This window comes from Methylobacterium sp. Leaf123 (assembly GCF_001423405.1).
Taxonomy (GTDB): Bacteria; Pseudomonadota; Alphaproteobacteria; order Rhizobiales; family Beijerinckiaceae; genus Methylobacterium.
The window spans coordinates 539940-562917 of the sequence record NZ_LMNS01000012.1 but is presented as its reverse complement, the minus strand read 5'-3'; the positions used below and the strand labels follow the sequence as shown (position 1 = coordinate 562917).

Annotated in this window: 21 protein-coding genes; 9 read left to right on the top strand and 12 right to left on the bottom strand. The window is 67.5% G+C overall.

The genetic code is table 11. The annotated features are described in order from the left end of the window. The first annotated feature begins 11 nt into the window (after positions 1-11). The 6 genes from ASF53_RS12355 to ASF53_RS12330 all read left to right on the top strand — a co-directional run bounded on the left by ASF53_RS12355 (position 12) and on the right by ASF53_RS12330 (position 5891). Positions 12-761 carry a sulfite exporter TauE/SafE family protein gene (locus tag ASF53_RS12355; protein WP_056198297.1) on the top strand — a complete coding sequence of 250 codons (750 nt, stop codon included), beginning with the start codon at positions 12-14 and terminating at the stop codon, positions 759-761. Between the two features lie 162 nt (positions 762-923). Next, positions 924-2264, top strand: coding sequence for a phosphoglucosamine mutase (glmM, locus tag ASF53_RS12350; RefSeq protein WP_056198516.1), 1341 nt, complete (start codon positions 924-926; stop codon positions 2262-2264). Between the two features lie 272 nt (positions 2265-2536). Next, a complete protein-coding gene (locus ASF53_RS12345) occupies positions 2537-3403 on the top strand; it encodes an outer membrane protein (protein ID WP_056198295.1) in 867 nt (288 codons plus the stop codon). 181 nt (positions 3404-3584) lie between these two features. Next, complete coding sequence (locus tag ASF53_RS12340) at positions 3585-4442, top strand: outer membrane protein (protein ID WP_056198293.1); 858 nt, start codon at positions 3585-3587, stop codon at positions 4440-4442. A gap of 247 nt (positions 4443-4689) precedes the next feature. After that, positions 4690-5616 carry an outer membrane protein gene (locus ASF53_RS12335; RefSeq protein WP_056198514.1) on the top strand — a complete coding sequence of 309 codons (927 nt, stop codon included), beginning with the start codon at positions 4690-4692 and terminating at the stop codon, positions 5614-5616. A 26-nt stretch (positions 5617-5642) separates the two neighbouring features. After that, positions 5643-5891, top strand: coding sequence for a hypothetical protein (locus tag ASF53_RS12330; protein WP_056198290.1), 249 nt, complete (start codon positions 5643-5645; stop codon positions 5889-5891). A gap of 7 nt (positions 5892-5898) precedes the next feature. On the opposite strand, the gene ASF53_RS12325 is transcribed toward ASF53_RS12330, so the two are convergent. After that, positions 5899-6447 (bottom strand): HNH endonuclease, encoded by a 549-nt coding sequence (locus ASF53_RS12325; RefSeq protein WP_003601528.1) that lies wholly within the window; start codon positions 6445-6447, stop codon positions 5899-5901. A 711-nt stretch (positions 6448-7158) separates the two neighbouring features. On the opposite strand from ASF53_RS12325, the gene ASF53_RS12320 reads away from it, so the two are divergent. Together ASF53_RS12320 and ASF53_RS12315 are read left to right on the top strand one after the other, a co-directional pair. Further along, entirely contained in the window at positions 7159-9882 is a 2724-nt protein-coding gene (locus ASF53_RS12320) for a DUF3772 domain-containing protein (RefSeq protein ID WP_056198288.1), read from the top strand. A gap of 218 nt (positions 9883-10100) precedes the next feature. Next, positions 10101-10529, top strand: a complete 429-nt coding sequence (locus tag ASF53_RS12315; protein WP_056198509.1) for a CAP domain-containing protein — start codon at positions 10101-10103, stop codon at positions 10527-10529. 21 nt (positions 10530-10550) lie between these two features. Here the strand turns inward: ASF53_RS12315 and ASF53_RS12310 are convergent, their stop codons facing one another. Together ASF53_RS12310 and ASF53_RS12305 are read right to left on the bottom strand one after the other, a co-directional pair. Continuing rightward, positions 10551-11384 carry an OmpA/MotB family protein gene (locus ASF53_RS12310; protein ID WP_056198285.1) on the bottom strand — a complete coding sequence of 278 codons (834 nt, stop codon included), beginning with the start codon at positions 11382-11384 and terminating at the stop codon, positions 10551-10553. A 14-nt stretch (positions 11385-11398) separates the two neighbouring features. Next, complete coding sequence (locus tag ASF53_RS12305) at positions 11399-12172, bottom strand: motility protein A (protein ID WP_056198506.1); 774 nt, start codon at positions 12170-12172, stop codon at positions 11399-11401. 271 nt (positions 12173-12443) lie between these two features. On the opposite strand from ASF53_RS12305, the gene ASF53_RS12300 reads away from it, so the two are divergent. Further along, positions 12444-14216 carry a glucan ABC transporter ATP-binding protein/ permease gene (locus ASF53_RS12300; RefSeq protein WP_056198284.1) on the top strand — a complete coding sequence of 591 codons (1773 nt, stop codon included), beginning with the start codon at positions 12444-12446 and terminating at the stop codon, positions 14214-14216. A gap of 118 nt (positions 14217-14334) precedes the next feature. Here the strand turns inward: ASF53_RS12300 and ASF53_RS12295 are convergent, their stop codons facing one another. The 9 genes from ASF53_RS12295 to chlG all read right to left on the bottom strand — a co-directional run bounded on the left by ASF53_RS12295 (position 14335) and on the right by chlG (position 22913). Next, the gene (locus ASF53_RS12295; protein ID WP_056198282.1) at positions 14335-14895 is read right to left on the bottom strand and encodes a hypothetical protein; all 561 of its coding nucleotides are present in this window, start codon (positions 14893-14895) and stop codon (positions 14335-14337) included. A 146-nt stretch (positions 14896-15041) separates the two neighbouring features. Further along, positions 15042-15773 carry a 6-phosphogluconolactonase gene (gene pgl, locus ASF53_RS12290; RefSeq protein WP_056198280.1) on the bottom strand — a complete coding sequence of 244 codons (732 nt, stop codon included), beginning with the start codon at positions 15771-15773 and terminating at the stop codon, positions 15042-15044. Further along, entirely contained in the window at positions 15770-16762 is a 993-nt protein-coding gene (gene gnd / locus ASF53_RS12285; protein WP_056198278.1) for a phosphogluconate dehydrogenase (NAD(+)-dependent, decarboxylating), read from the bottom strand. Before gnd ends, pgl begins: the two co-directional genes overlap by 4 nt. A gap of 175 nt (positions 16763-16937) precedes the next feature. Continuing rightward, complete coding sequence (locus ASF53_RS12280) at positions 16938-18533, bottom strand: c-type cytochrome (RefSeq protein WP_056198276.1); 1596 nt, start codon at positions 18531-18533, stop codon at positions 16938-16940. A gap of 43 nt (positions 18534-18576) precedes the next feature. Then, the gene (locus ASF53_RS12275; protein ID WP_056198274.1) at positions 18577-18942 is read right to left on the bottom strand and encodes a hypothetical protein; all 366 of its coding nucleotides are present in this window, start codon (positions 18940-18942) and stop codon (positions 18577-18579) included. Between the two features lie 3 nt (positions 18943-18945). Beyond that, positions 18946-19455 (bottom strand): TspO/MBR family protein, encoded by a 510-nt coding sequence (locus ASF53_RS12270; RefSeq protein ID WP_056198272.1) that lies wholly within the window; start codon positions 19453-19455, stop codon positions 18946-18948. After that, positions 19452-20645, bottom strand: coding sequence for a geranylgeranyl diphosphate reductase (locus ASF53_RS12265; protein ID WP_056198270.1), 1194 nt, complete (start codon positions 20643-20645; stop codon positions 19452-19454). Before ASF53_RS12265 ends, ASF53_RS12270 begins: the two co-directional genes overlap by 4 nt. 4 nt (positions 20646-20649) lie before the next feature. Continuing rightward, a complete protein-coding gene (locus ASF53_RS12260) occupies positions 20650-22029 on the bottom strand; it encodes a BCD family MFS transporter (protein WP_056198268.1) in 1380 nt (459 codons plus the stop codon). After that, positions 22026-22913 carry a chlorophyll synthase ChlG gene (chlG, locus tag ASF53_RS12255; RefSeq protein WP_056198266.1) on the bottom strand — a complete coding sequence of 296 codons (888 nt, stop codon included), beginning with the start codon at positions 22911-22913 and terminating at the stop codon, positions 22026-22028. Before chlG ends, ASF53_RS12260 begins: the two co-directional genes overlap by 4 nt. Positions 22914-22978: the final 65 nt, after the last annotated feature.

The window sequence follows — 22978 nt, the reverse complement described above, 5'->3', positions numbered from 1 at the left end:
CGACCCGGCGCATGTCGAGTTCGGTCTATCTCATCGTCGCCTTCGGCGCGGCCATCGCCGGCTTCGTGCAAGGATTGTCGGGCTTCGCGTTCGGCCTCGTCGCCATGTCGATCTGGGCTTGGGTGATCGACCCACAGCTCGCAGCGGCGTTGGCCGTCACCGGCGCCCTCACGGGGCAGATCATCGCTGCCGTCACCATGCGCCGGGGCTTCGAGATCCGCCTCCTCGCGCCGTTCGTGCTCGGCGGTCTGGCCGGTGTGCCGCTCGGGACGCTCCTGCTGCCGCAGCTCGACATGCACTGGCTCAAGACGATCCTCGGCGCCCTTCTCGTGCTCTGGTGCCCCGCGATGCTCCTGTCGAAGGAGCTGCCACGGATCACCGTCGGCGGCCGGATCGCCGACGCCGCCGTCGGCCTCGGCGGCGGCATCCTCGGCGGTCTCGGTGGCTTCACGGGCACGCTGCCGACGCTCTGGTGCACGCTCCGCGGCTACGAGCGTGACGTGCAGCGCGCCGTCATCCAGAACTTCAATCTGTCGATGCTGGCCGTCACGCTGACCCTCTACGTCGCGTCCGGGATCGTCACACGAAGCACGCTGCCGATGCTTATGGTGGTGCTGCCGGCGATGCTGATCCCCACCATCATCGGCACGCGTGTCTATATCGGCTTGAGCGAGACCGGGTTTCGCCGGCTCGTCCTCGGCCTCCTCACCGTCTCGGGCATCGCCCTGCTGCTCTCGGGCCTGCCGCACCTTCTTCGATAGAGATGATGCTTTCGCCGCCGGCTAAACAGGCTGGGCCGCCGCATTTCGACCGCCTTTGTCGCGGAGCAACCGGTTCACGATACCCGCGATCCGCCCAGCCGGCCGGGTTCCATTCTGATAATGTGCCTGGCTGCGAACCACGCCGAGCGCGGAGAAGCGACGTTGCGCAAACACTTCGGAACCGACGGCATCCGCGGACGGGCCAACGGCGTCATCACGCCGGAACTGGCCCTCAAGGTCGGGCAGGCCGCGGGCGTGATCTTCCAGCGCGGCGACCATCGCCACCGCGTCGTGATCGGCAAGGATACCCGACTCTCGGGATACATGATCGAGACCGCGCTCGTCGCCGGCTTCACCTCCGTCGGCATGGACGTGCTGCTGCTCGGGCCGATGCCGACCCCCGCCGTCGCCATGCTGACCCGCTCGATGCGTGCCGATATCGGCGTGATGATCTCGGCCTCGCACAATCCGTTCGAGGATAACGGCATCAAGCTGTTCGGCCCCGACGGCTTCAAGCTCAACGACGAGCTCGAACTCGAGATCGAGAGCCTGATCGACGGCGACATGCGCAACCGCCTCTCCGCCTCGCGCGACCTCGGCCGGGCCAAGCGGATCGAGAGCGTGCATGCCCGGTACATCGAGTTCGCCAAACGCACGCTGCCGCGCCACGTCACCCTGGACGGCCTGCGGGTCGTCGTGGATTGCGCCAACGGCGCGGCCTATCGCGTCGCCCCGGAGACCCTTTGGGAACTGGGCGCCGAAGTGATCTCCATCGGCGTCGAGCCGGACGGGTTCAACATCAATCACGATGTCGGCTCGACCGCACCCGAATCCCTCGTTCAGAAGGTGCGGGAGCTGCGCGCCGATGTCGGGATCGCCCTCGATGGCGATGCCGACCGTGTGCTGATCGTCGATGAGAAGGGCCAGAAGGTCGATGGCGACCAGCTCATGGCAGCCGTGGCCCGCTCCTGGCAGGAGGATGAGCGCCTGACCCAGCCGGGGCTGGTCGCGACGATCATGTCGAATCTCGGCCTCGAACGCTACATCAACAGCATCGGTCTCACGCTCGCCCGCACGGCGGTCGGCGATCGCTACGTGCTCGAACATATGCGCCAGCACGGCTACAATCTCGGCGGAGAACAATCCGGCCACATCATCATGTCGGACTACGCGACCACGGGCGACGGACTGGTGGCCGCGCTTCAGCTCCTCAGCGTCGTCAAGCGCCGCAACCTCCCGGTGAGCGAAGTGTGCCACTGCTTCGAGCCGCTGCCGCAGATCCTCAAGAACGTCCGCTTCCGCTCCGGTGAGCCCCTGCGCGCGGATTCGGTCGTCACCGCCATCGCCCATGCCAAGGACCGGCTCGGCCAGTCGGGCCGCCTCGTGATCCGCCCCTCCGGCACCGAGCCCGTCATCCGGGTGATGGCCGAGGGAGACGACCGTGATCTCGTCGCCGAGGTGGTGGACGAAGTCGTGGACGCCGTCACCCGCGCGGCGGCCTGAAGGCGCCCGCCGCCGATCTCCGGCAAAGCCGGACCCTCCCACCCGTCGCCGGACCCGGAATCGGTTCGGCGACGGGTGAGACCGAACCGTTACCAGCGGCAGCACAAGCAGCGATGGTACTGATTTTCCGACAGCTTTGCCAATCACGGCAATAGATCGGCAAGGCTAACTTTTTACGTTAAGGCCGACTTAACCTTCCTCGATCATCCTTGCCTTCGCATCTCGGGCCGGCCTGCAACTTTCGGCGCGCTCGATGGGTCAAGGAAATCGTAATGCGCCGCCGCACCAAAATTCTCGCATTGGCGCGCTCCCTCACGCTCCTTGCGAGCGTCGGGGTGCCCTGCCTCGCACAAGCCGCCGACCTGCTGCCGCCTCCGCCGCCCATGCCCGAGCCGCTCCCCGAACCGGAGGTGTTCGCGGGCGGGTGGTATCTTCGGGTCGATGGCGGCTACGGGTCGCTTGACCTGCGCAAGAGCATCGCCGAAGACGTCTCGCATCCGCCCAAGCCGTACGACTACGCCGTCCTGCAGGACAAGGTCTCCAACCAGTACTTCGTCGGCGGCGGCGTCGGTTATCAGATCAATCCCTGGCTGCGCGTCGATGCCACCGGTGAATACCGCTTCCGCAGCAAGTGGTCGTTCGTGGCAGAGGACAAGACCTTCGGCGAGACCGGCGGCTACAACGTCACCAGCGGGAAGTTCGATTCCATCGTCGGCCTCGCCAACGGCTACGTCGATCTCGGCACCTGGTACGGCGTGACGCCGTTCGTCGGCGCCGGCGTCGGTGTCGCCCATCACAGCTTCGGCGGCGTGACCGACAAGGGCTTCGGTGCCTATGAGGGCGGCTACGGCATCGGTCGCCACAACGAGCGGACGAACTTTGCCTGGGCGCTTCATGCCGGTCTCGGCTACGCCGTGACGCAGAACATCCGGTTCGAGGCGGCCTATCGCTACCTCAACATGGGCGAGGCCGCGACCGGCGTCGTGACCTGCGCCCCGGATTGTCCGAAGACCGTCTACCGCGTGAAGGAACTGGAAGCCCACGACGTCAAGGTCGGCCTGCGCTACCTGTTCGGCGCCCCGGTCGCCGTCGCGGCGGTCGACTATGCACCGCCGCCTCCGCTGGTGCGCAAGTACTGATTTATTTAAACCTTCGATTGCATTACGACGGCGCGGACACTTTCCGCGCCGTCATTGTTTTCAAGGGCTGAATCTCTGCAACCGGCCGGTTAAGGTTAAGCCGTTCATAACCTTTATCGGGAAAACTGCTGGTCAATCGAGGCGCGGGCCCCTCCTGCCGCCGCCTCCGACGAGGCTTCCCATGATCGTATCGCATCGTCTGGCGCTGGCGGCCACGCTCGCGACCGGCACCCTCTTCGGGGTTCTGACCGGCTCCTTCGCGTCCCCTGCCGCCGCCGCGGATCTGCTTCCGCCGCCCCCGCCGCCGCCCGTCCAAGTCGAACCGGTGGCCATCGGCAGCGGCTGGTATCTGCGCGGCGACTTCACGAAAAGCTGGTACGACCACCCGCGCGACGACGCCATTCTCGACCCGAACGACCCCGGCATGCCGCCGCTCGTCGGGCTGCGCCTGAGCTCCGAGGCCGGTTACGGCGGCGGCGTCGGTTATCAGATCAATCCGTGGCTGCGCGTCGATGCCACCATCGACCATCGCGCCACCTCGTCCTTCCGAGGCTATTCCTCGCGCTCGGTGTTCGAGACCGGCTACAATGTCGAAGCCGGCAAGGTCGATGTGCTGACCGGCCTCGTCAACGTCTACGCCGACATCGGAACGTGGTACGGCTTCACGCCTTACGTCGGCGCCGGCGTCGGCTTCGCCGACAAGCGCATGAGCCGCAACTACACCCAGACCACCTGCCTGATCGACGGCTGCGACGGGTCCGACGGCACGGGACCGCGCAATGCCGCCTTCCGCGCCAACCACTCGGTCATGACCTTCGCCTGGGCTCTGACCGCCGGTCTGTCCTATGACATCGGCGCCGGCTTCAGTGTGGATGCGGCCTACCGCTACATCGATCTCGGCCGGATCCGCAGCGGACTGGACGAGTTCGGCGGTCTCACCCGCGTGAAGGATTTGGCCGCCAGCGAATTCCGGGTCGGCCTGCGCTACCGCTTCGCCGACGGCCTGCTCGCTTCGCCCGCTCGAAGCTTCGGCCACTGAGTCGATCCAAATCGTTCCTCAGGAACGTGACGGCGTCCGGGCTTGCCCCCGGGCGCCGTTCTCGTTTGGAGCGTCGCCAAAGGCGCCGAAGGCTCGCTCATCGCGTCAGGACCGGTGTGCAGGGGCCTGAACTACCGATCTCGGGACGCCATCCAATGTTGGTCCGGCACGAAAAATTAAGGTTACTGAATTAGGACAAAGGGGTCAGCCCGGCGCAGCAATGGCCCGGTGCGTGAGGACGACGACGATGCGTATCGCGACCCTGGCTCTTCTGACTACCATTCTCGCGTCACCCGCGCTCGCCGCCGATCTCGATTACGGCGTGCTGCGCGGCTACGACGATGATTACCCGGCACCGGCTCCGGTCATTGATTGGAGCGGGTTCTATGTCGGTGGCCATGGCGGATACTCTTCGGCCTCGATGGGGTTCACAAACGTCTTCTCGAAGCCTTACAGTCAATATTTTCGCGCCCGAGACATCGAGACAGAATTCGGTGTTTCATCACTTCTGAGCTTCCCGTCCCAACGGGTGCATGGCCTTACATACGGAGCCTTTGCCGGCTACAACATTCAGATCGACGATGCTATTTTTGGCGTGGAAGTCGATTACACAAGATTTAACAAGGCCGGAACATCGTATAACGAAATCAGCCGCTTTGTAACGACCAAAGGAAATATGTTCGAAACCGTGTACTTACGTGGGTTTTCAAGGACTGAACTGGAGGATTACGGGACGATCCGAGGCCGTGCGGGCTATGCGTTTGGCAGCTTCCTTCCGTTCGTTACTGCAGGTTTAGCCATTGGCCGAGCAACCATCTTGGACCAGCCTGAAGTCCAAAACTATGGCTATGACACAACAGCCGCCGCGGCTTACCAAATTAATCCGAAAGCCGGGACCCCAGTAACTCACCACGGTTACGCCAACGGCAATACTGCCTTCGATCCAGGCGCGCCTCAGGATCCGCAGAAATCGATACCTGACGGATTCTATCAGATCCCGGCGAAACCGAAGAGCAAAGCTATGGCCGGCGTCGCCCTTGGTGCAGGCCTTGAATATGCAATCACGCCAAACTTCCTTCTACGCGGAGAGTACCAATACGTCCTCTTCGATGATTTTGACGGGCATAAGGTCAACGTGAACACCGTCCGCGGTGGCGCCGCCATCAAATTTTGACGCGCCCTCAAACCCAAAGGGCAGACATGCGCCATCTGCTTCCGCTCGTCGCCGTCGGTCTCGCCATCACACCCGCATACGCAGAAGCCGATGAGCACCATCGGCGCTTGGCACCTCGCCCCACCGTCACGACACTCCCACCGGACATGCCCTACCGCGATCCGCGCCCGCGCTTCCGCGCGGCGCCGCCGGGCGAGCGGTTCGCCGTCCGGGCCTACGTGCCGCGGTCGACCAACCAGCCGATGTTCAACGAGCCGCCGCAGCCGTTGCGCTGAGGCGGGGTCAACTGTCGAGCTCGCTGTCCCAGTAGAGATAGTCGAGCCAGGTGTGGTGATACTGGCGGTGGTCGAATTCCGGTTGGCGGCGGTGCAACTCGTGCCGCGTCGGCCGGTGCGGTTCGTTGAGCAGGGGCATCTCGGCCTCGTGCGGCGTGCGGTTGGCCTTGCGCAGATTGCAGGGCGAGCAGGCCGCCACGACGTTCTCCCAGGTGGAGAGGCCGCCGCGGGAGCGGGGAACGACGTGATCGAAGGTCAGCCCCCCCGAGGGGAGACGCAGGCCGCAATATTGGCATGAGAAGGTGTCGCGCAGGTAGATGTTGTAGCGGGTGAAGGCGGGGCTGCGGGCCAGGGCCACGTAGCTCTTGAGGGCGACCACGCTCGGCACCTTGAGGGACCGGCTGGGACTGTGCGCCTCGACATCGTAGTTCGCGACCAAGGTGACGCGGTCGAGGAACAACGCCGTGAATGCGTCCTTCCAGGACCACAAGGACAGCGGGTTGTAGGAAAGCGGCCTGTAATCCGCGTTGAGCACCAGGGTCTGCAGATCGATCATCGACGCCACTCACTGCTCGTGACGGCGCCCCTCGGGCGCCTCGGCCTCGGACGTCGAAGGTCCGAAGGGCCATGCCGTACCCGCGACAGCCGGAGCCCAGGGGGCGCCTCGGAACCGTGCCGGTGGGCATGACGCCCCGGCACGGCCACGAGTCCACGGGCTGTTGCGCGCGCTCGCGCCGAACCCGCAGCCTCAGCGCGTCGCGCTCGGGCAGGTCGGCGGGAATCGAAAAGCGGAGAGGGATCTTGACGCCAACAGCTTCCCCGACCGGCGAATCCTGCCGGTTCGATCCGAAGCGTGGCGGGGCGGACGATCAGCGCCGCCTCCTCGCTGCGTGAGGATATGGCCAAGTCCATCGCGGCTTAGTGTAATATCAGCGTGACAAGCTTGTGAAGGCGAACCGACCGTCCGTGACGTCGCGGCCGGTGATTTTCCTTTGAATTGGCCTCCATCGCGCCCTTCCGCACGCTTTTGCCCCATTACACGGGCAAACAGCGTGAGCCAGCGCGCCGTTGTGCGTTGCAAAAAGTCACGCGGCGCGCCTCTCGGCAAGCCGTGCCATGGCCCTAGCTCAGGGGCGGCGCGGGATGCCAAGTCTATTGAGCGCGGCCCAGACGGCTGCGGTCGCGCGACGCCATCCGCGAACCGGCCGGCCAGTTTGCCCTGGCGCCGATCACCCGACGCGATCCCATTCCCCCGCGAAGGACGACGATGTTACGAGACTCTCTTCTCACCCGTGTCCGCCACATGGTTCGCAGCAAGGCCCTGATCGCGGCGCTGACCGCGGCGGCCCTGCTGCCGAATGCGGCCATCGGGCAGGGGAGTCCGCCCGGAACGCAAGCGCCGGCCGCGCACACGTCACCGGCCGCGAAGCCGAATGCGGCGCCGCCGCCGGCGAATGGACAGCCGGCTGCGACCGAGGGCCAGGCGGCGCCCAAGCCGGCAGCGCCCAAGGTCCCCGTCTCGGAAGCGCTGCAAACGCTTCGCGACCGGCTCGACGCCATCAAGGCGGATCTCGAAGCGCGGGAAAAGGCGATCTCCGGGCAGAATGTCGGCCCGGGCGACCTGACCCGCGCCCGCGACGGGCTCGACCCGCTCGCCGACCGGCTGCGCTCCGTGATCGAGCTGCTCGGACCGCGGCTCGAGGCGGCGCGCGAGCGCCTGACGCAAATCGGCCCCAAGCCGAAGGAGGGCGAGGAGAGCGAGGAGGTCGCCCGTGAGCGGGCCGAGCGCGAGCAGGCCGTCAACGATATCGACGGCACCCAGCGGCTGGCCAAATCGCTGCTGGTGCAGAGCGACCAGATCGTCGATCAGATCTCGAATCGCCGCCGCGCCGCCTTCACCCGCGGCTTGTTCGAGCGCAGCTCCTCGCTGTTGAGCCCGGACCTGTGGATGCGGGTTGCCGCCGACATACCGCGGGACATCAGCTCGCTGCGCAGCGGTGTCGACGACACGGTCTCGCTGTTCCGCCGCAACGGCACCCTGTGGAACCTGCTGGTTCTCGGCCTCGCTTTCGGCTTGTCCTTCGCCCTGTATTTCGGACGCCGCAACATCGCCCCGGCCCTCGGCCGCCGGGACATCAACGTCACCGCGCCGTCGAAGCGGGCCAAGCTTCTGGGGGCGTGGCGCGTGCTCCTTCTCGGCACGCTGCCGGCCGTCGCGGGCAGCTACGCGGTCTATTACGCCCTCGACGTCACCGAGTTGCTGCCCGCCCGGTTCCTCCCGGTCGCCAGCATCATTCTCGGCGGCATTGCCTTCATCGCCTTCGTCGAGGCAACCGCCGACGCGTTGCTCGCGGTCAACAAGCCGGCTTGGCGTCCGGCGCCTGTCTCGGACGCCGCCGCATGGCGGATCAACGCGCTCGCCGTCAGCATCGCCGTGGTCATCACGGTGTCGAAATCGACGGAGGCGCTGAATTCGGCGATCTACGCCGCGCTGCCGATCTCGATCGCCACCCGCGGAATCGGCGCCGTCACGGCCGCGCTGCTGCTCGCCATCGGCCTCCATCGCTTCGCCGACACGGCGGAGAAGGAGGAAGAGTGCTTCGGTCCCTATGTCGGCACCGATACCACGGCCAATGTTGGCGGCCCGTTGCGACTGCTCGGCTGGGCCGCGGTCGCCGTGATCGCGGCAGCCCCCCTCGTGGGATACGTCGCCCTCTCGGCCTTCCTCGTCGATCAGCTGATCTGGAGTGCGAGCGTCCTCGTCCTGCTCTGGCTCCTCATCATGAGCGTCGATGTGCTGATCGGCGGCTCGCTGTGCGAGGAGACCCGCCTCGCCACCACGCTCCAGGCCAATACCGGGCTGCGCAAGCGCTCGCTCAACCAGATCGCGGTGCTGGTGACGGGCTTTGGCCGGGTCGTGCTGATCGCCGTCGCGGCGCTCCTGACGCTCGCGCCCTGGGGGCTCGATTCGACGGACGTGTTCTCTTCGATCCGCACGGCCTTCTTCGGCTTCAAGATCGGCGACGTCACGATCTCGCTGTCGTCGATCGCCTACGGCGTCGGCATCCTCGGGGTCGGCGTGTTCATCACCCGCGGCGTACAGCGCTGGCTGGAGAACACCTACCTGCCGGCGACCGATCTCGATGCGGGCCTGCGCAACTCGATCTCGACGGTCGCGGGGTATGTCGGCTTCCTGCTCGCCCTGGCCCTGTCCTTCTCGTATCTCGGCTTCAGTCTCGAGAAGCTGACCATCGTCGCCGGTGCGCTTTCCGTCGGTATCGGTTTCGGTCTTCAGTCGATCGTCAACAACTTCGTCTCGGGCCTGCTGCTGCTCTGGGAGCGCCCGATCCGGGTCGGCGATCAGGTGCTGATCGGCGACAGCGAGGGCATCGTGAAGCGGATCTCGGTGCGCTCCACCGAGATCCAGACCTTCGACCGCTCGGCCGTGATCGTGCCGAACTCGAACCTGATCTCGGGGATCGTGAAGAATCGGGTGCGCGGCGACCGCACCGGCCGGGTCATCCTCTCGGTCAACGTCCTGCGCAGCAAGGATCCGGTCGGCGCGGCCGAGATGATGGTCGCCTGCGCCAAGGCCCATCCCGACGTGCTCAAGGAGCCGCCGCCGCGGGTGGTGTTCAAGAAGATCGGCGATCCCTTCCTGGAGTTCGAGCTGATCGCCATGGTGGTCGACGTCAATCTCGGCCAGAAGGTGCAGAGCGACCTCAATTTCTCGGTGTTCAAGACCCTGGCCGATGCCGAGTTCATCCCGCCGATGGGCCCGCCTTCGAGCTTCATCACCGTTCAGGGACTGGAACCGGTGCGCGACGCGCTCGGACAGATCGCGCACGCGGTCGGCAGCTCGGCCACGCAGGTGCTCGCACCCGCGGCCTCCGGGGCGGACGCCGACAAGAAGAGTTCGGCGGCCGACGAAACCGCTCCTCGCAGCCCGGCCAACGAATCGCAGGATGTGACCCGTCGGCGCCACGGATAGGCGGGCGCAGCCTTCGGAAAAATCCGCGCCGGCCCTGAGGATATCGGGGCCGGCCGCACCGATACACTTGAGTTTACCGGGGGCAGGGGCCACCTCATCCTTCTGCTCACCGGAAAGCCGTTGTCGTGCTCGGACGTCAGACCCTCGGACACAAGACTTTCGTCGCCGCTCCGGCGGTCCTCGCGCTCGTTGGCCTGCTCCAGGGTTGCGCGGGGAAGATGACGCCGGACACGACCGGGCTGCCGAGCATGTACCTGCCGCTCACCACCGGCAGCACCGCGGTGGATACGGCGGAGGCGCGCGACATGATCTCGGCCTATCGCCGCAACAACGGCGCCGCCCCGCTCGTCATCGACCCCGAATTGCAGCGGCTCGCTGAGACCGAGGCCGCCGCCATGGCCGCCTCCGACCGGCCGAGCAAGAGCCAGACCGTGCGCGCCGCCGTGACCCGGCTCGGCTATGACGGGGCGGATGCCAACCTATCGGCGGGCTACCATACGCTTGCAGAAGCGTTCTCGGGCTGGCGCGACAGCCCTCCGCACCGGGCCGTGATGCTGTCTCCGGAAGCGACGCGGATGGGGATCGCCACCGCCTACGCGCCGGGCTCGAAATACAAGGTCTATTGGGCGCTGCTGGTGGCCAAGTAAACGCGGACGGCGAACGCGGCCTTAGGGCAGGACTTTGCCGTTCGGCGTCGGCGGAGGCTCAGAAAGCAGCGTGACCGTCACCCGGCGGTTCGCTGCGAGATAGGGGTTGTCGGGAAACATCGGCTCGGTATCCGCCTTGCCCGTCACCGAGGCGAAGCGGTCGTCCGGCAGGCCGGCGCCGGCCAGGACGTCGCGAACGCTCAGGGCGCGGTTGGCCGAGAGTTCCCAGGGCGGGGCGGTGTCGCGCGTGCCGGGGCGGGCGGTCGCGGTGAAGCCGGTGACGGCGATGCGGTTCGGCAGCTTCATCAGCGTCGGCGCCAGCCGTTCGAGCAGCCGGCGGGTGCGGTCGTTGGGGCGGCTCGATCCTTCGGGGAACATCGAGCGCCCGTCCTGATCGACGATGGAGACGTCGAGCCCCTTCCGGGTCGGTGCGATGACGACGTTCTTCGACAGTTCCGCCACTTCCGGCATGTCCTGCATCGCCTGCCGCAGGGAAGCGGCGGCCTGCCCGAAGGCATCGGGATAGCCGCGGTCGGGGATGCCGTCGTCGAGGCCGCTGTCGATCTGCGGCGGCGTCGTGCGATCGGTGGCGCGCTCGGGCGGCACGTCACGCAGGTGCTTGAACTTGTCGGCGCTCGGGATCCCTTCGCTTTCCAGGATGCCGGCGAACTTCGATTCCTTGTTCACGCCGAAGGCGTCGCGCATCGAGCCGGCGACGACCTGAAGCTTCTTCTGATCCTGCGTCGAGTAGGCGGCGATCATGACGAAGAAGCTCATCAGGAGCGCCATCAGGTCGGCGAAGGTCACGAACCAGCCGTGACCGCCGTGGGCGCCGCCGCGCTTCTTCTTGGCCACCGCTCAAGCCCCCGTTACGCCGCTTCCGCAGCGAGTTCTTCGCGGTGGTTGGCGGGCAGGTAGGCGATGAGCATCTCGCGCACCAGCGAGGGGCTCTTCTGATCGCGGATCAGCAGGATGCCGTCGATGATGAGGGAGCGCGACACGTCCTCCTCCTCGAGCTTGACGTGCAGCTTGTCGGCGATCGGCAGGGTGATCATGTTGGCGATCAGCGCGCCGTAGAGGGTGGCGAGCAGCGCGGTCGCCATGGCGGGCCCGAGCTTCGAGGGGTCGGACATGTTGGCGAACATGGTCACCATGCCGAGGATGGTGCCGATCATGCCCCAGGCCGGGGCGCAGTCGCCGAAGGCGCGGTAGATCTTCGAGCCCTCGTCGAGATGCATCAGGAAGTTGTCGCGGTCGCGCTCCATCGTGTCGCGAATGAAGTCGCGATCGTAGCCGTCGGCGATGTAGCGCGCGCCCTGGGCGAGGAACGGATCGGAAATCTCCATGTTTTCCAGGGCGATCGGGCCGGACTTGCGCACGACGTCGGCGATCTTGGTGATCTCTTCGATCAGATCGTGCGGCTTCACCGAGCGCATGGTGAAGGCGTAGCGCAGGCCCATCGGCAGGCCGTGCAGCATGGTCGAGAACGGAAAGCGGATCATCGTCGCGGCGATGGCGCCGCCGAAGATGACGATCACCGCGTGTTTGTCGAAGTAGGCGGCGAAGTTGCCGCCGTCGATCATGATCAGCGTGAACACCACGCCGACCCCGCCGACAAGCCCGATACCGGTTGCGAGATCCATGACGCCGATGTCCGAAGCCCGGCCCATCCATGCAGGCCGTCCCCAACTTCTAAAAAAACAGGCTGAAGGAACGGTAAAGGGGCTTGGAGGAAGCGACCGTTCCCCGTCATGTGCCGTTCAGGGGCGAGGAGCCATAAGTCCCCGTGCCGATTGACCGAGTGACCCTGCGCGGAGAACCGCAGGCTCTCGGTGGGGCGGCGCCGGGACGTTCCGGTTCCAACGTCGAGATCCCCACGGCTTGTGGCCGGACGGGGCGGGGAGCGAAAGCACGATGTCGATGATTCGCCTCTATGCGCGGGTGCTCGGCCTGCTAGGAGCGGAAAAGCGGCTGGCCGCCGGCTTGATCGCGGCCAATGTCGCGCTCGCGGTGGCAGCCTTTGCCGAGCCGCTGATCATGGGCCGCATCATCGACGGCCTGACCCATCTCTCCAAGGACGCGCCCGCCACCGCGCTGGCGCCCTGGATCATCGCATGGGTCGTGTTCGGCCTTTTCACCATCGGAGCGGGCGTCGCGATCGCCCTGCACTCGGACCGGCTCGCCCACCGCAACCGGCTCTCGACCATGGCGAACTTCTTCGAGCACGTGCTCGAACTGCCGATCGCCTTCCACTCGTCCAACCATTCCGGCCGCGTGCTGAAGGCGATGCTGGAAGGCACGAGTGCGATGGCCTGGGTCTGGCTCAACTTCTTCCGCGAGCATTTCTCCGCGCTGCTCTCCGTCGGCGTGCTCCTGCCGCTGACGCTGTTCGTGAACTGGCGGCTCGGCGCGATCCTCGTCGTGCTGGTTCTCGCCTTCACGGCCCTCGCCAGCTACGTCCTGCGCCGGACCGAGACGCTCCAGGGCGAGGTCGAGGAGTTCCAGTCGGGGCTGGCCGCCCACGCCTCCGACGCGCTCGGCAACGTCGCGGTGATTCAGTCCTTCACCCGTGCGCGCGCCGAGAAGGAGGCGATGCGCACCATCATCCACGACTTGCTCCGGGTGCAGATCCCGGTTCTGTCGTGGTGGGCGCTGGCCAACGTCGCCACCCGCGCCTCCGGCACGTTGACCATGACCGCGATCTTCATCACCGGCATCGCCCTGCACCAGAAGGGTGCGGCCACGGTCGGCGAGATCGTCGCCTTCATGAGCCTCGCCACCATGCTCGTGACCAAGCTCGACCACGTCGTGACCTTCGTGAACGGCGTGTTCATGCAGGCCCCGAAGATGCGCGAGTTCTTCGAGGTGTTCGACACGGTGCCGACCGTCCGCGACCGGCCGCATGCCAAGCAGGTCGCCCGGTTCGAGGGCGAGGTGATCTTCGACGAGGTCGCCTTCTCCTATGACGGCCGTCGCAGCGCGCTGGACGGCGTGTCCTTCGCGGCCCGCCCGGGCGAGACCGTGGCGCTCGTCGGCACCACGGGTTCGGGCAAGTCCACCACGCTCGGCCTGCTGCACCGGACCTTCGATCCGGATGCCGGCGCCATCCGCATCGACGGCATCGACATCCGCGACATCGGCCTCTCGAGCCTGCGCCACAACATCGGTGTCGTTTTCCAGGAGCCGATGCTGTTCAACCGCTCGATCCGCGAGAACCTCCAGGTCGGCCGCCCCGATGCGAGTGATGCCGAGATGCTCGACGCCCTCGAGCGCGCTCAGGCCAGCGAGTTCATGGCGCGCCAGCCCGATGGGCTCGACACGATCATCGGCGAGCGCGGCCGCTCCTTGTCGGGTGGCGAGCGCCAGCGGCTCTCGATCGCGCGGGCGCTGCTGAAGAACCCGCCGATGCTGATCCTCGACGAGGCGACCAGCGCCCTCGACGCGGCGACCGAGCGCAAGCTGCAGCAGGCGCTGGAGACGGTGATGGAGGGGCGCACTACCTTCGTGATCGCCCACCGCCTCGCCACGATCCGCAACGCCGACCGCATCCTCGTGTTCGAGGACGGCAAGATCGTCGAGGCCGGCAATTTCGACGAACTCGTCGCGCTCAATCAGCGATTCGCGGAGCTTGCTCGGGCTCAGTTCATGGCCGCAGAGGCCGAGGACGACATGCCGCTGGCCGCCTGAAGCGCGCTAGACAAAAACGAAAAGTCCGGCGCGATCGAAGCGCCGGACTGAAGACGGTCAAACGAATTCGCCCCCGCTCGCATCACGATCGGGGGCGTTCTTGTTTCAGGCTCGGATTTTACGGCCCCGCCAGCGTCCGCGTGCCGGCGCGGGCGGGGTTCTCCGAAACCGGAGGCTGCATGGCGTCGAACGTCGTCTCGTCGAGTTCCAGAATCGGCAGCGCGCCGAGTTCGGCCGGAGGGGCGGCGACGGGCTTCGGAGCCGGCGCAACCGCCACGGCGGCGGCCGGTGGCGACTCCTCGGAATGCTCAACGATGGGCGCCGCCGGGGAGGGCGTTTCGACCGCAAGCGGCCGTTCGGGCGCCGGCGCGACCTGCGGTGCCAGCGCGGCGCCGACGATGCGGACAGGCTGCGAGACTTCCGCAACCGGCTCGGCGGTCGGCGCAGCGGCGATGGGCGGCGCATCGACGGGGTTCGATCGGATCTGCGAGGCGATCGCCCAGGTCGCGACGAGCGAGAGGCCCACCACGCCGACGCTTACGGCCCAGACCGGCCTGCGGCTGCGCCGTTCGAGCGATTTGAGCGGCCCAGGCAGGATACGGCCACGCCGCAGAACGGGGCGCGGCTGACGAAGCTGCGGCCAGGAATCCCGCATCGTGGCGTGGTCGGCTCCTACCATCGGAGTACTCCGGTTGATCGAGGTCGGCCGTTCATACACGGGTAAGTTCGACGTCGGAAATGAGGCGGAAGCGCCGGCCTCCAGGGACGTCGCGCGACCGAGCGGGTTCGGCATGCCGAGCGGCAGCCGACCTATTCCGCAGCCGCTCAGGCGGCGGCCGCCTCGCGATCGATGTACCACGTCACTCGCCCGGCACTGGCGACGTGCCGCGCCGGCAGATCCTCGCCGTCGGCGAGCCGTTGCAGCGGTTCGCGCTTGCTGGCGCCGTTAACGAGAAACAGCACCGAGCGCGACGAAGCCAAAGCCGGCAAGGTCAGGGTGATGCGCGGCACGAACGGTTCCATTCCCGCTTCGGGGACCGGCGCGACCCAGGCCTTGCGTTCAGCGAGAGCTGGCTTGCCCGGAAACAGCGAGGCGGTATGGCCATCGCTGCCGAGGCCGAGCAGCACGAGATCGAATAGCGGCCGGTCAGGGTCGAGGTGGTCAGCCCCGTAGAACTCGCGCAGCGTCTTCTCGTAGGCGCGGGCGCCAGCCTCGGCCCCGTGATCGGAGGGGATGAAGTACAGATGCGTCGCCGGCACCGGCGCGGCATGGCCGAACGCCTCGCGAACCATGCGGACATTGCTCAGCGCATCGTCCCACGGCACTACGCGGTCGTCGCCGAAGAACCAGTGGATGCGCGCCCACGGCACCCGCTCGACAAAGCCGGGGGAGGCCAGCAGCGCGTAGAGCCGCTTCGGGGTCGAGCCGCCGGAGAGGCAGATCGCAATGCGCTCGCCCTCCGCACGCTCGGCCATCGCCAAAAGATGCTCCGCCGCCGCACGGGCCGTCGCCTCGGCATCGGCCATCAACTCGGTGTTCGGCGGAAGCGCAATCATGGCGCGGGCCCCCGGCGCGGCGGCTCCTTGTGGCCGCCGAAGCCCTGGCGCATCGCCGAGAGCAGCTTGTCGGCGTAGCTCTCGTCCTCGCGGGAGCGGAAGCGGCGGTAGAGAGCACTCGAGAGCACGGTGGCCGGCACGGCCTCCTCGATCGCGGCGTTGATGGTCCAGCGGCCCTCGCCGGAATCCTCGACGTAGCCCGAAAACCCTTCCAGGCGCTCGTCGCCCGCCAAAGCCGAGGCGGTGAGATCGAGCAGCCAGGAGGAGACCACGCTGCCCCGCCGCCAGACCTCGGCGACGTCGCCGAGATTGAGGTCGAACCGGCGTTCCTCGGGAATGTTGGGGGCGTTGGCGTGGCGAAGGATGTCGAAGCCCTCGGCATAGGCCTGCATCAGACCGTACTCGATGCCGTTATGGACCATCTTCACGAAGTGACCGGCGCCGCTCGGACCGGCATGGATGTAGCCCTGTTCGGCGCGCGGATCGCGATCCTCCCGGCCGGGGGTGCGCGGAATCTCGCCGATACCCGGCGCCAGCGTGCGGAAGATCGGGTCGAGCCGATCGACCGCCTCCTTATGGCCGCCGATCATCATGCAATAGCCGCGCTCCAGGCCCCACACCCCGCCGGACGTACCGACATCGATGTAGTGGATTCCCTTGGCGTCGAGGTCGCGCGCCCGGCGTACATCGTCCTGATAGAACGAGTTACCGCCATCGATGATGCAGTCGTCGGCACTCAGGAGGCCGCCGAGGGCGGTCACGGTTTCCTCGGTGATCTGGCCGGCCGGCAGCATCACCCAGGCGGTGCGCGGCGCTTCGAGCTTGGCGGCGAGATCTTCCAGGCTGGAGGCGCGCGTTGCGCCCTCGGCGGCCAGGGCCTCCACCGCTTTCGGATCGCGGTCGTAGACGACGGCCGTGTGGCCGTCGCGCAGGAGGCGGCGGACGATGTTGCCGCCCATCCGGCCGAGGCCGATCATGCCGAGTTGCATAGGCTCGCACTCCCATCGAGGCTTTTGCATTTGCATCATTTTTTTCCGAAAGCCGGCAACCACCTTTCGGGACGATGCTCAATCAGGATCCGTCGTGCGAACCCTCGCGGTTCACCGTCCGCGCGTGACGGAACGGTGAACCGCACTCGGCAATGGTAGTGCGGAAAAACCGGAATCAAGGCTTCGCCGGTGTCGTCCCCGTGGCCGGCGGCTGGCCGGGCATGGCTTCCACCCGCTTCTCCGGGTTCTTGACCTGACTATAGGCGACGTTGCCGAACGTACCGATGGTCACCGACCAGGGCAGCGGCTCCACATCCTGGTCGTTGCGATTTGCCTTGCAGAAGGTCGAGAGCAGCCCGTTGACCACGGCGTCGTCACCGGCCTCGGGCGCGGCGGCCTTCACCTTCGATGCGACGCGGGCGAGGACCGGAACGAAGTCGCTCTGCTTCAGCCCCTTCAGCGCATCACCGCCGGTGGCCTCGTCGATGCTGGCCTTCAGCCCCTCGTTCTCGATGGTCGAGCAGGGCGCATTGCCGGCCATCATCGTCTTGATCTTCCCCCGCGCGGCCGCGACGACACCGGCTTCCGACACGACCGGCGCCTTGTTGCCCCAGGAGTTGCGGATGTAGTCGGTGACGTCCTTAATCTGCTGGTCGGTCATCTCCTGGCCGATGGCCGGCATCGGCGCGTAGCCGCTCTGCGCCGAAAGACCGCCGACGATCACGTTAATGATGGTCTCCGGGCCGCCGGACTGGATCGAGGTGTTGCCGGCGAGCGCCGGAATCGCGCCCTCGACGCCCTTGCCGTCGGGCTGGTGACAGGAGGAGCAATAGGTGAGGTAGGTGTCCGCCCCCGGCGCGCCGGGCTGGTTGAAGGCCTGGAGATCCTTCTCCTTGTAGGTCTGCTTGGCGGGGATCGTGCGCAAATAGGCGACCATCGCCTTCAGGTCGGCATCGGTCATCTTGGAGAGCGATTCTTCGATGGTCTGGCGCATCGGGCCGGCGGCCACGCCCGGCCGGTTGCCGGGGGCCGTGCCGGTCTTGAGGTAGCTCACGACCTCCGCGTCGCTCCAGGCGCCGATGCCCTGATGCCCGTCCGGGGTAATGTTGGGCGCGTACCAGCCGTCGATGACGCCGCCGCCGAACCGGCCGGCCAGACTCGAATTGCCGACGAGCTTGCGCTCGTTGTGGCACATGCCGCAATGGCCGAGGCCTTCGACCAGATACCCGCCGCGGTTCACCTCCGCGCTGGCCTTCGGATCGGGCTCGAAGCGCCCTTCGGTGAAGAAGGCCGTGCGCCACGTGATCAGGGCAGTGCGGACGTTGAAGGGGAAGGGGATCTCGTTGTCCTCCCGCTTCTCCTTCACCGGCGTCAGAGACTTGAGGTAGGCGAAGATCGCCTTCGTGTCGTCGTCCGAAACCTTGGTGTACCAAGAGAAGGGGAAGGCCGGGTAGAGATACTCGCCCTCGTCGCCGATGCCGTGGCGGAACGCCTTCTCGAAGGTCTCGTAGCTCCACTTGCCGATGCCGGTCTCGTCGTCGGGAGTAAGATTGGGGGTCTTGATCGCCCCGATCGGCGTATCGAGCTTGAAGTTGCCCGCCATGAACTGGCCGCCGGCCTTGGTATGGCAGGCGGTGCAATCACCCGCCGTCGCCAGATATTCGCCGCGCTTGATCAGATCGGCGTCAGCCTCCTGCGCTTGGGCCGTGCCGACCGAGAGGAGGGCGGCAAGGGCGAGCCAACCGGAGCCCAGGGCAGTGAGGCGTGTCATGAACCCGATCTCCAGATGTCGAAGGCCTCGATAAAGAATAGTTCTAAGTCATCGGCGGACGCGCACCGAACGTTCGCCACTTTCGGTTGTTCCATGCCAGCTTGTCACAGCCTGGCGAAGCCGCGGCGCCCGCACGACGAAAGCGGATCACCATCTCGGTGAGATGCGCCGCGAGCGCCGCAGCCAGCCAAGCCGCGACGCCGGGCCACGCCGTGCCGGTGAGCGCCGCCCGCAGGGCCAGCATCAGCGCCGCACCGGAGGCGAGGTTGCTCAGCAGCGCCCCCGGTGCCGGGCCGCGTCCCCAGCGGGCGCGCATGCCGAGCAGCACCAGCGCCTCCAGGGCCACCAGAACGAGGATGACATCGATGATCCGCCCGGAGGCGAAGAGCGGGGCGAAGAACCCGTCCACCGCTCACGCGCTCCCGAAACGCGGCCCGAAGCGCGGATTGAGCCGGACGATGGTGAGGTTCAGGAGGGCGGCGACGCTGACCCAGGCGAGATAGGGAAGGTTGAGCAGGGCGGCGGGCGTCGAGACCTGACCGACGGTGACCATCACGGCGAGGATGGAGAGCCACAGCAGCAGCACCTCGGCGAAGGCCCAATCGGGCCGCTGCAGCCGGAAGAAGATCACGCTCCAGGCGATGTTGAGCACGCCGTTGACGGCAAGGACCGCCACGAGCCGGCCCCGCGCGGCCGGGTCCGGATCGGCGTTCCAGGCGATGATCGCGGAGGCGGTGGTAAGGACGAAGATGATGGTCCAGACCGGACCGAACGCCCAATCCGGCGGCTTCCAACCGGGCACGCGCAGGCGGCGATACCAAGCGTCCGTCCGGGTCGCGACGCCGCCCGCCGCCGCGACAGCGAGGGCCACCAGGGCGGCGACAATGGGCGGTCCCCAGCCGCCGGCCAGCAGGCCGCTCACGGCGAGACCCAGCGGAACAGATGCGCGAGATCCTTGAAGAAGATCCGTGCATGCGCGGCGGGTTTGGCGCGCACCAGCTCCTTGTTCATGTAGGCGTCCCAGGTGAGCTGCTGGACGTCCTTGTCCTTGCAGATCGAGACGAAGCGCTCCCGCAGGGTGTCGCTGCGATACCAAACCCACTGCATCATCCCGAGGATCCAGAAGACGCGTCCGTGCAGCCGCATGAACCGCTTCCGCGCCTGGGCGAGGGCGCGGGCATCGCCGGTTGCGAGGAAGGCGCCCGCAGCCTCGGCGGCGAGGCGACCACCGAGCATCGCGTAGTAGATGCCCTCGCCGGAGGCCGGCGCGACGACGCCCGCCGCATCGCCCGCGAGGAGCACGTCGCGTCCGTTGTCCCAGCGCCGCAGCGGCTTGAGCGGCAGCGGCGCGCCTTCCCGGCGGATCGTCTCGCAGGCATCGAGGCCGGTATCGGCGCGCAGATCGCGGATCGCGGATCGCAGGGAGAAGCCCTTGCGGGCGCTGCCGGTGCCGACGCTGACGGTGTCGCCATGGGGAAAGATCCAGGCGTAGAAATCCGGCGAGAGGCGGCCCTGGTAGTAGACGTCGCAGCGCGCGCCGTCGTGCCCGGCCTCCGCTGGGCGCCGGATGATCTCGTGATAGGCGAAGACCTGGCGCATCCGGGCATGCCCCGGAATCTCGGCGCGTCCGACCGTGGAGGTCGCCCCGTCGGCACCGATGACAAGGCGGGCCTGCGCCCGGTGTTCCGCGCCGCCTTTGCCGGAGCGGTAATGCACCGTGGCGGAACCTGTGCGATCGCGGGTGATGCGTTCGAACAGGCCGTCGCGCAGATCCGCCCCGGCGAGCGCGGCCCGCTCGCGCAGATACGGATCGAAATGCTCGCGATCGACCATGCCGACGAAGCCGTCGCCGACCGGCATATCGACCGCGCGGGCGCTCGGCGCCACCATCCGGGCGCACCGGATGCGGGCGACGAGTTGCGCGTCGGGAATCGCGAAGTCGCGGATCAGCCGCGGCGGGATCGCGCCGCCGCAGGGCTTGATCCGCCCCGCCTTGTCGAGGAGCAGCACCCGCCGCCCGGAGGCGGCAAGGTCGGCGGCTGCGATCGACCCCGCGGGGCCGCCCCCCACCACCACGACGTCGAAGGTTTCGGAAGCGTCGTGGTCTGTCATGGCGTTACCGCGCCTCGAAGCCGGGGTTGAGCTGGAAGGAGGCCGTCTCGGTCAGCGGGTTGTGCCGCCGGCCGACGGTGACATGCTCGACGCGCAGGCTGATGAGCAGGGCGACGAGGAACAGGACGCCTTCCGCCGCGAACACCGTGGCGTAGGCGTAGACGGGTTCGGCGGTGACGAGGCGGGCGAGATCGACCGCGAGCGTGCCGAGGAAGCCGCCGGCACCGAAGGCCACGCCCTGAGCCGCACCCCAGACGCCCATGCGGGTGCCGCGCTCGGCCTCGCCGCCGCGCCCGGCCAGCGCCATCATCGAGCCGATCGCCGCCACGGCGTAGACGCCGTTGCCGAAGCCGAGGCCAGCCACCGCCGCGCGCAAGGGGAAGTCGGGCCCGACCGGACCGCCAAGGGCGATCGTCCCGAGCGCCAGAGCCGAGAGCCCGCAGCCGATGGCCGTCCAGAGCTTCAGCGAACCCAGCACCGGCCCGCCGATGAATACGGTGACGCCGGCCACGAACAGCATGCCGGCGAGCACGCCGCCGTGCTGGAGCCCGGCCAGCTTGGTCGTCGCCCCCGGCGTCATCGCGAAGACGAGGCCGGCATAGGGCTCGAGGATCAGCTCTTGGGCGCTGTAGGCGAGCATCGAAACGAAGATGAAGACAGTGAAGCGCCGGGCCGCGGGCTCGGCCAGCACCTGCGCCAGCACCGCGCGGAAGGGCGGCTTCGTCTCGGCCCGGCCGGCAGCGGCCTCGCGGCGGCGCGGTTCGATGCCGGCCACCGCCAGCACAGCCACGGCGAAGGCGATGAGGGAGACGGTGCCCGACACGGCGACGAGCCGCGCGCCCGAGAACGGATCGAGGAAGTGGCCGGCCAGCGGCGCGGTGACGGCAAAGCCGGCGATCATCAGCACCCAGACGATGGTCGCCGCCGCGCCCCGGCGCGCGGGTTCCACCCCGGTCGCGAGCAGGACGAGGAGCAAGGTGCCCGCGGCCCCCGCGCCCATGCCGACGAAGAGAAAGGACAGGACGGCGAGCGCGAGGCCGGCGGCGAGGTGGCTTGCCGCGAGCGCGGTCGCCGCCGCGGCGCCGAAACCGCCGAGGCAGAGCGCGGCCATGCCGCCGACGATCCACGGCGTGCGACGCCCCCCGACATCGGAGCCGTAACCCCAGCGCGGACGCAGCACCTGCGTGGCGTAGTGCAGGGCAACGAGGGCGCCGGGCACCATCGCGGGCAGCGCCAGCTCCACCACCATCACCCGGTTGATGGTCGATGTCATGAGAACCACGACCGCCCCGAGCGCGGTCTGGACGAGGCCGAGCCGGACGATCTGGAGCCACGAGAACGATCGAGAAAACGATCGAGAGACGGCGGCGGGCGCGTGGGTCATGGCGCCAGCCCTTGCACGAGCGGGCGAAGGGCGAAAGCCGAGGCCAACATGCCGAAGACGTAGAGCGTCGTGCCGGTGCCGTTGTACCAAGCGGCGCGAGCGCGGGGCGCCTTCAGGAAATGCGTCATCAGGACGAGTTGCCCGACGAGCAGGACGCCGATCAAAGCCGCATGCCAGGGACGCTCCCAATGGAGGAGGAGCGCGACCACCACCATCTGCGGCAGGGCCATGACGAGGCAGGCGAAGCGCGCCGCGCGGTCGGAGCCGAGTTGCACCGGCAGCGAGCGCAGGCCCATGGCCCGGTCCCCCTCCACCGACTTGAAGTCGTTGAGGGTCATGATGCCGTGCGCGCCGACCGAGTAGAGCAGGGCGACGAGAAGCACCCGCCGGTCGGGCATCGCGGCGGCCATCACGGCGGCGCCCGTGAACCAGGGCAACCCCTCGTAGCAGAGCGCCACCGCCGAATTGCCCCACCAGCCGTTCTGCTTCAGCCGGAACGGGGGCGCCGAGTAGATCCAAGCGAGCACGAGGCCGAACAGGGCCGCACCGAGGATCCAGGGACCGAGCATCGCGGCCACAGCCAGCGACAGGACCGTCCAGCCGGCGGCGAGGTAAAGGCCCCAACGGCCGGGAATGCGCCCCGAGGGGATCGGCCGGTGCGGCTCGTTGATCGCATCGACATGGCGGTCGAACCAATCGTTGGCCGCTTGGCTCGTGGCGCAGACCAGGGGCCCGGCGAGCAGCACACCCGCGGCAATGACCAACCACTGCCCGGAGGGCGTCTGACCGGAGGAGACCACCCCGCAGCCGAAAGCCCACATCGGTGCGAACCACGTGATGGGCTTGAGGAGCTCGAGGATGGCGCTCGGCGCGGGGGTTGCCATGCCCGAAAGCTATCGGCGCCCCGCCGCGTGTGTCAAGCAAGCTTTACACACGACCTAAAATAAGA

What these genes read in the sequence shown, in the direction of transcription:
- ASF53_RS12345 (WP_056198295.1), top strand. Translation starts at nt 2,537, where the DNA reads ATGCGCCGCCGCACCAAAATTCTCGCATTGGCGCGCTCCCTCACGCTC.
- ASF53_RS12280 (WP_056198276.1), bottom strand. Translation starts at nt 18,533, where the DNA reads ATGACACGCCTCACTGCCCTGGGCTCCGGTTGGCTCGCCCTTGCCGCC.
- ASF53_RS12320 (WP_056198288.1), top strand. Translation starts at nt 7,159, where the DNA reads ATGTTACGAGACTCTCTTCTCACCCGTGTCCGCCACATGGTTCGCAGC.
- ASF53_RS12300 (WP_056198284.1), top strand. Translation starts at nt 12,444, where the DNA reads ATGTCGATGATTCGCCTCTATGCGCGGGTGCTCGGCCTGCTAGGAGCG.
- ASF53_RS12305 (WP_056198506.1), bottom strand. Translation starts at nt 12,172, where the DNA reads ATGGATCTCGCAACCGGTATCGGGCTTGTCGGCGGGGTCGGCGTGGTG.
- ASF53_RS12355 (WP_056198297.1), top strand. Translation starts at nt 12, where the DNA reads ATGTCGAGTTCGGTCTATCTCATCGTCGCCTTCGGCGCGGCCATCGCC.
- chlG (WP_056198266.1), bottom strand. Translation starts at nt 22,913, where the DNA reads ATGGCAACCCCCGCGCCGAGCGCCATCCTCGAGCTCCTCAAGCCCATC.
- ASF53_RS12315 (WP_056198509.1), top strand. Translation starts at nt 10,101, where the DNA reads ATGACGCCGGACACGACCGGGCTGCCGAGCATGTACCTGCCGCTCACC.
- ASF53_RS12330 (WP_056198290.1), top strand. Translation starts at nt 5,643, where the DNA reads ATGCGCCATCTGCTTCCGCTCGTCGCCGTCGGTCTCGCCATCACACCC.
- gnd (WP_056198278.1), bottom strand. Translation starts at nt 16,762, where the DNA reads ATGCAACTCGGCATGATCGGCCTCGGCCGGATGGGCGGCAACATCGTC.
- ASF53_RS12335 (WP_056198514.1), top strand. Translation starts at nt 4,690, where the DNA reads ATGCGTATCGCGACCCTGGCTCTTCTGACTACCATTCTCGCGTCACCC.
- ASF53_RS12295 (WP_056198282.1), bottom strand. Translation starts at nt 14,895, where the DNA reads ATGGTAGGAGCCGACCACGCCACGATGCGGGATTCCTGGCCGCAGCTT.
- ASF53_RS12265 (WP_056198270.1), bottom strand. Translation starts at nt 20,645, where the DNA reads ATGACAGACCACGACGCTTCCGAAACCTTCGACGTCGTGGTGGTGGGG.
- ASF53_RS12325 (WP_003601528.1), bottom strand. Translation starts at nt 6,447, where the DNA reads ATGATCGATCTGCAGACCCTGGTGCTCAACGCGGATTACAGGCCGCTT.
- ASF53_RS12260 (WP_056198268.1), bottom strand. Translation starts at nt 22,029, where the DNA reads ATGACCCACGCGCCCGCCGCCGTCTCTCGATCGTTTTCTCGATCGTTC.
- pgl (WP_056198280.1), bottom strand. Translation starts at nt 15,773, where the DNA reads ATGATTGCGCTTCCGCCGAACACCGAGTTGATGGCCGATGCCGAGGCG.
- ASF53_RS12340 (WP_056198293.1), top strand. Translation starts at nt 3,585, where the DNA reads ATGATCGTATCGCATCGTCTGGCGCTGGCGGCCACGCTCGCGACCGGC.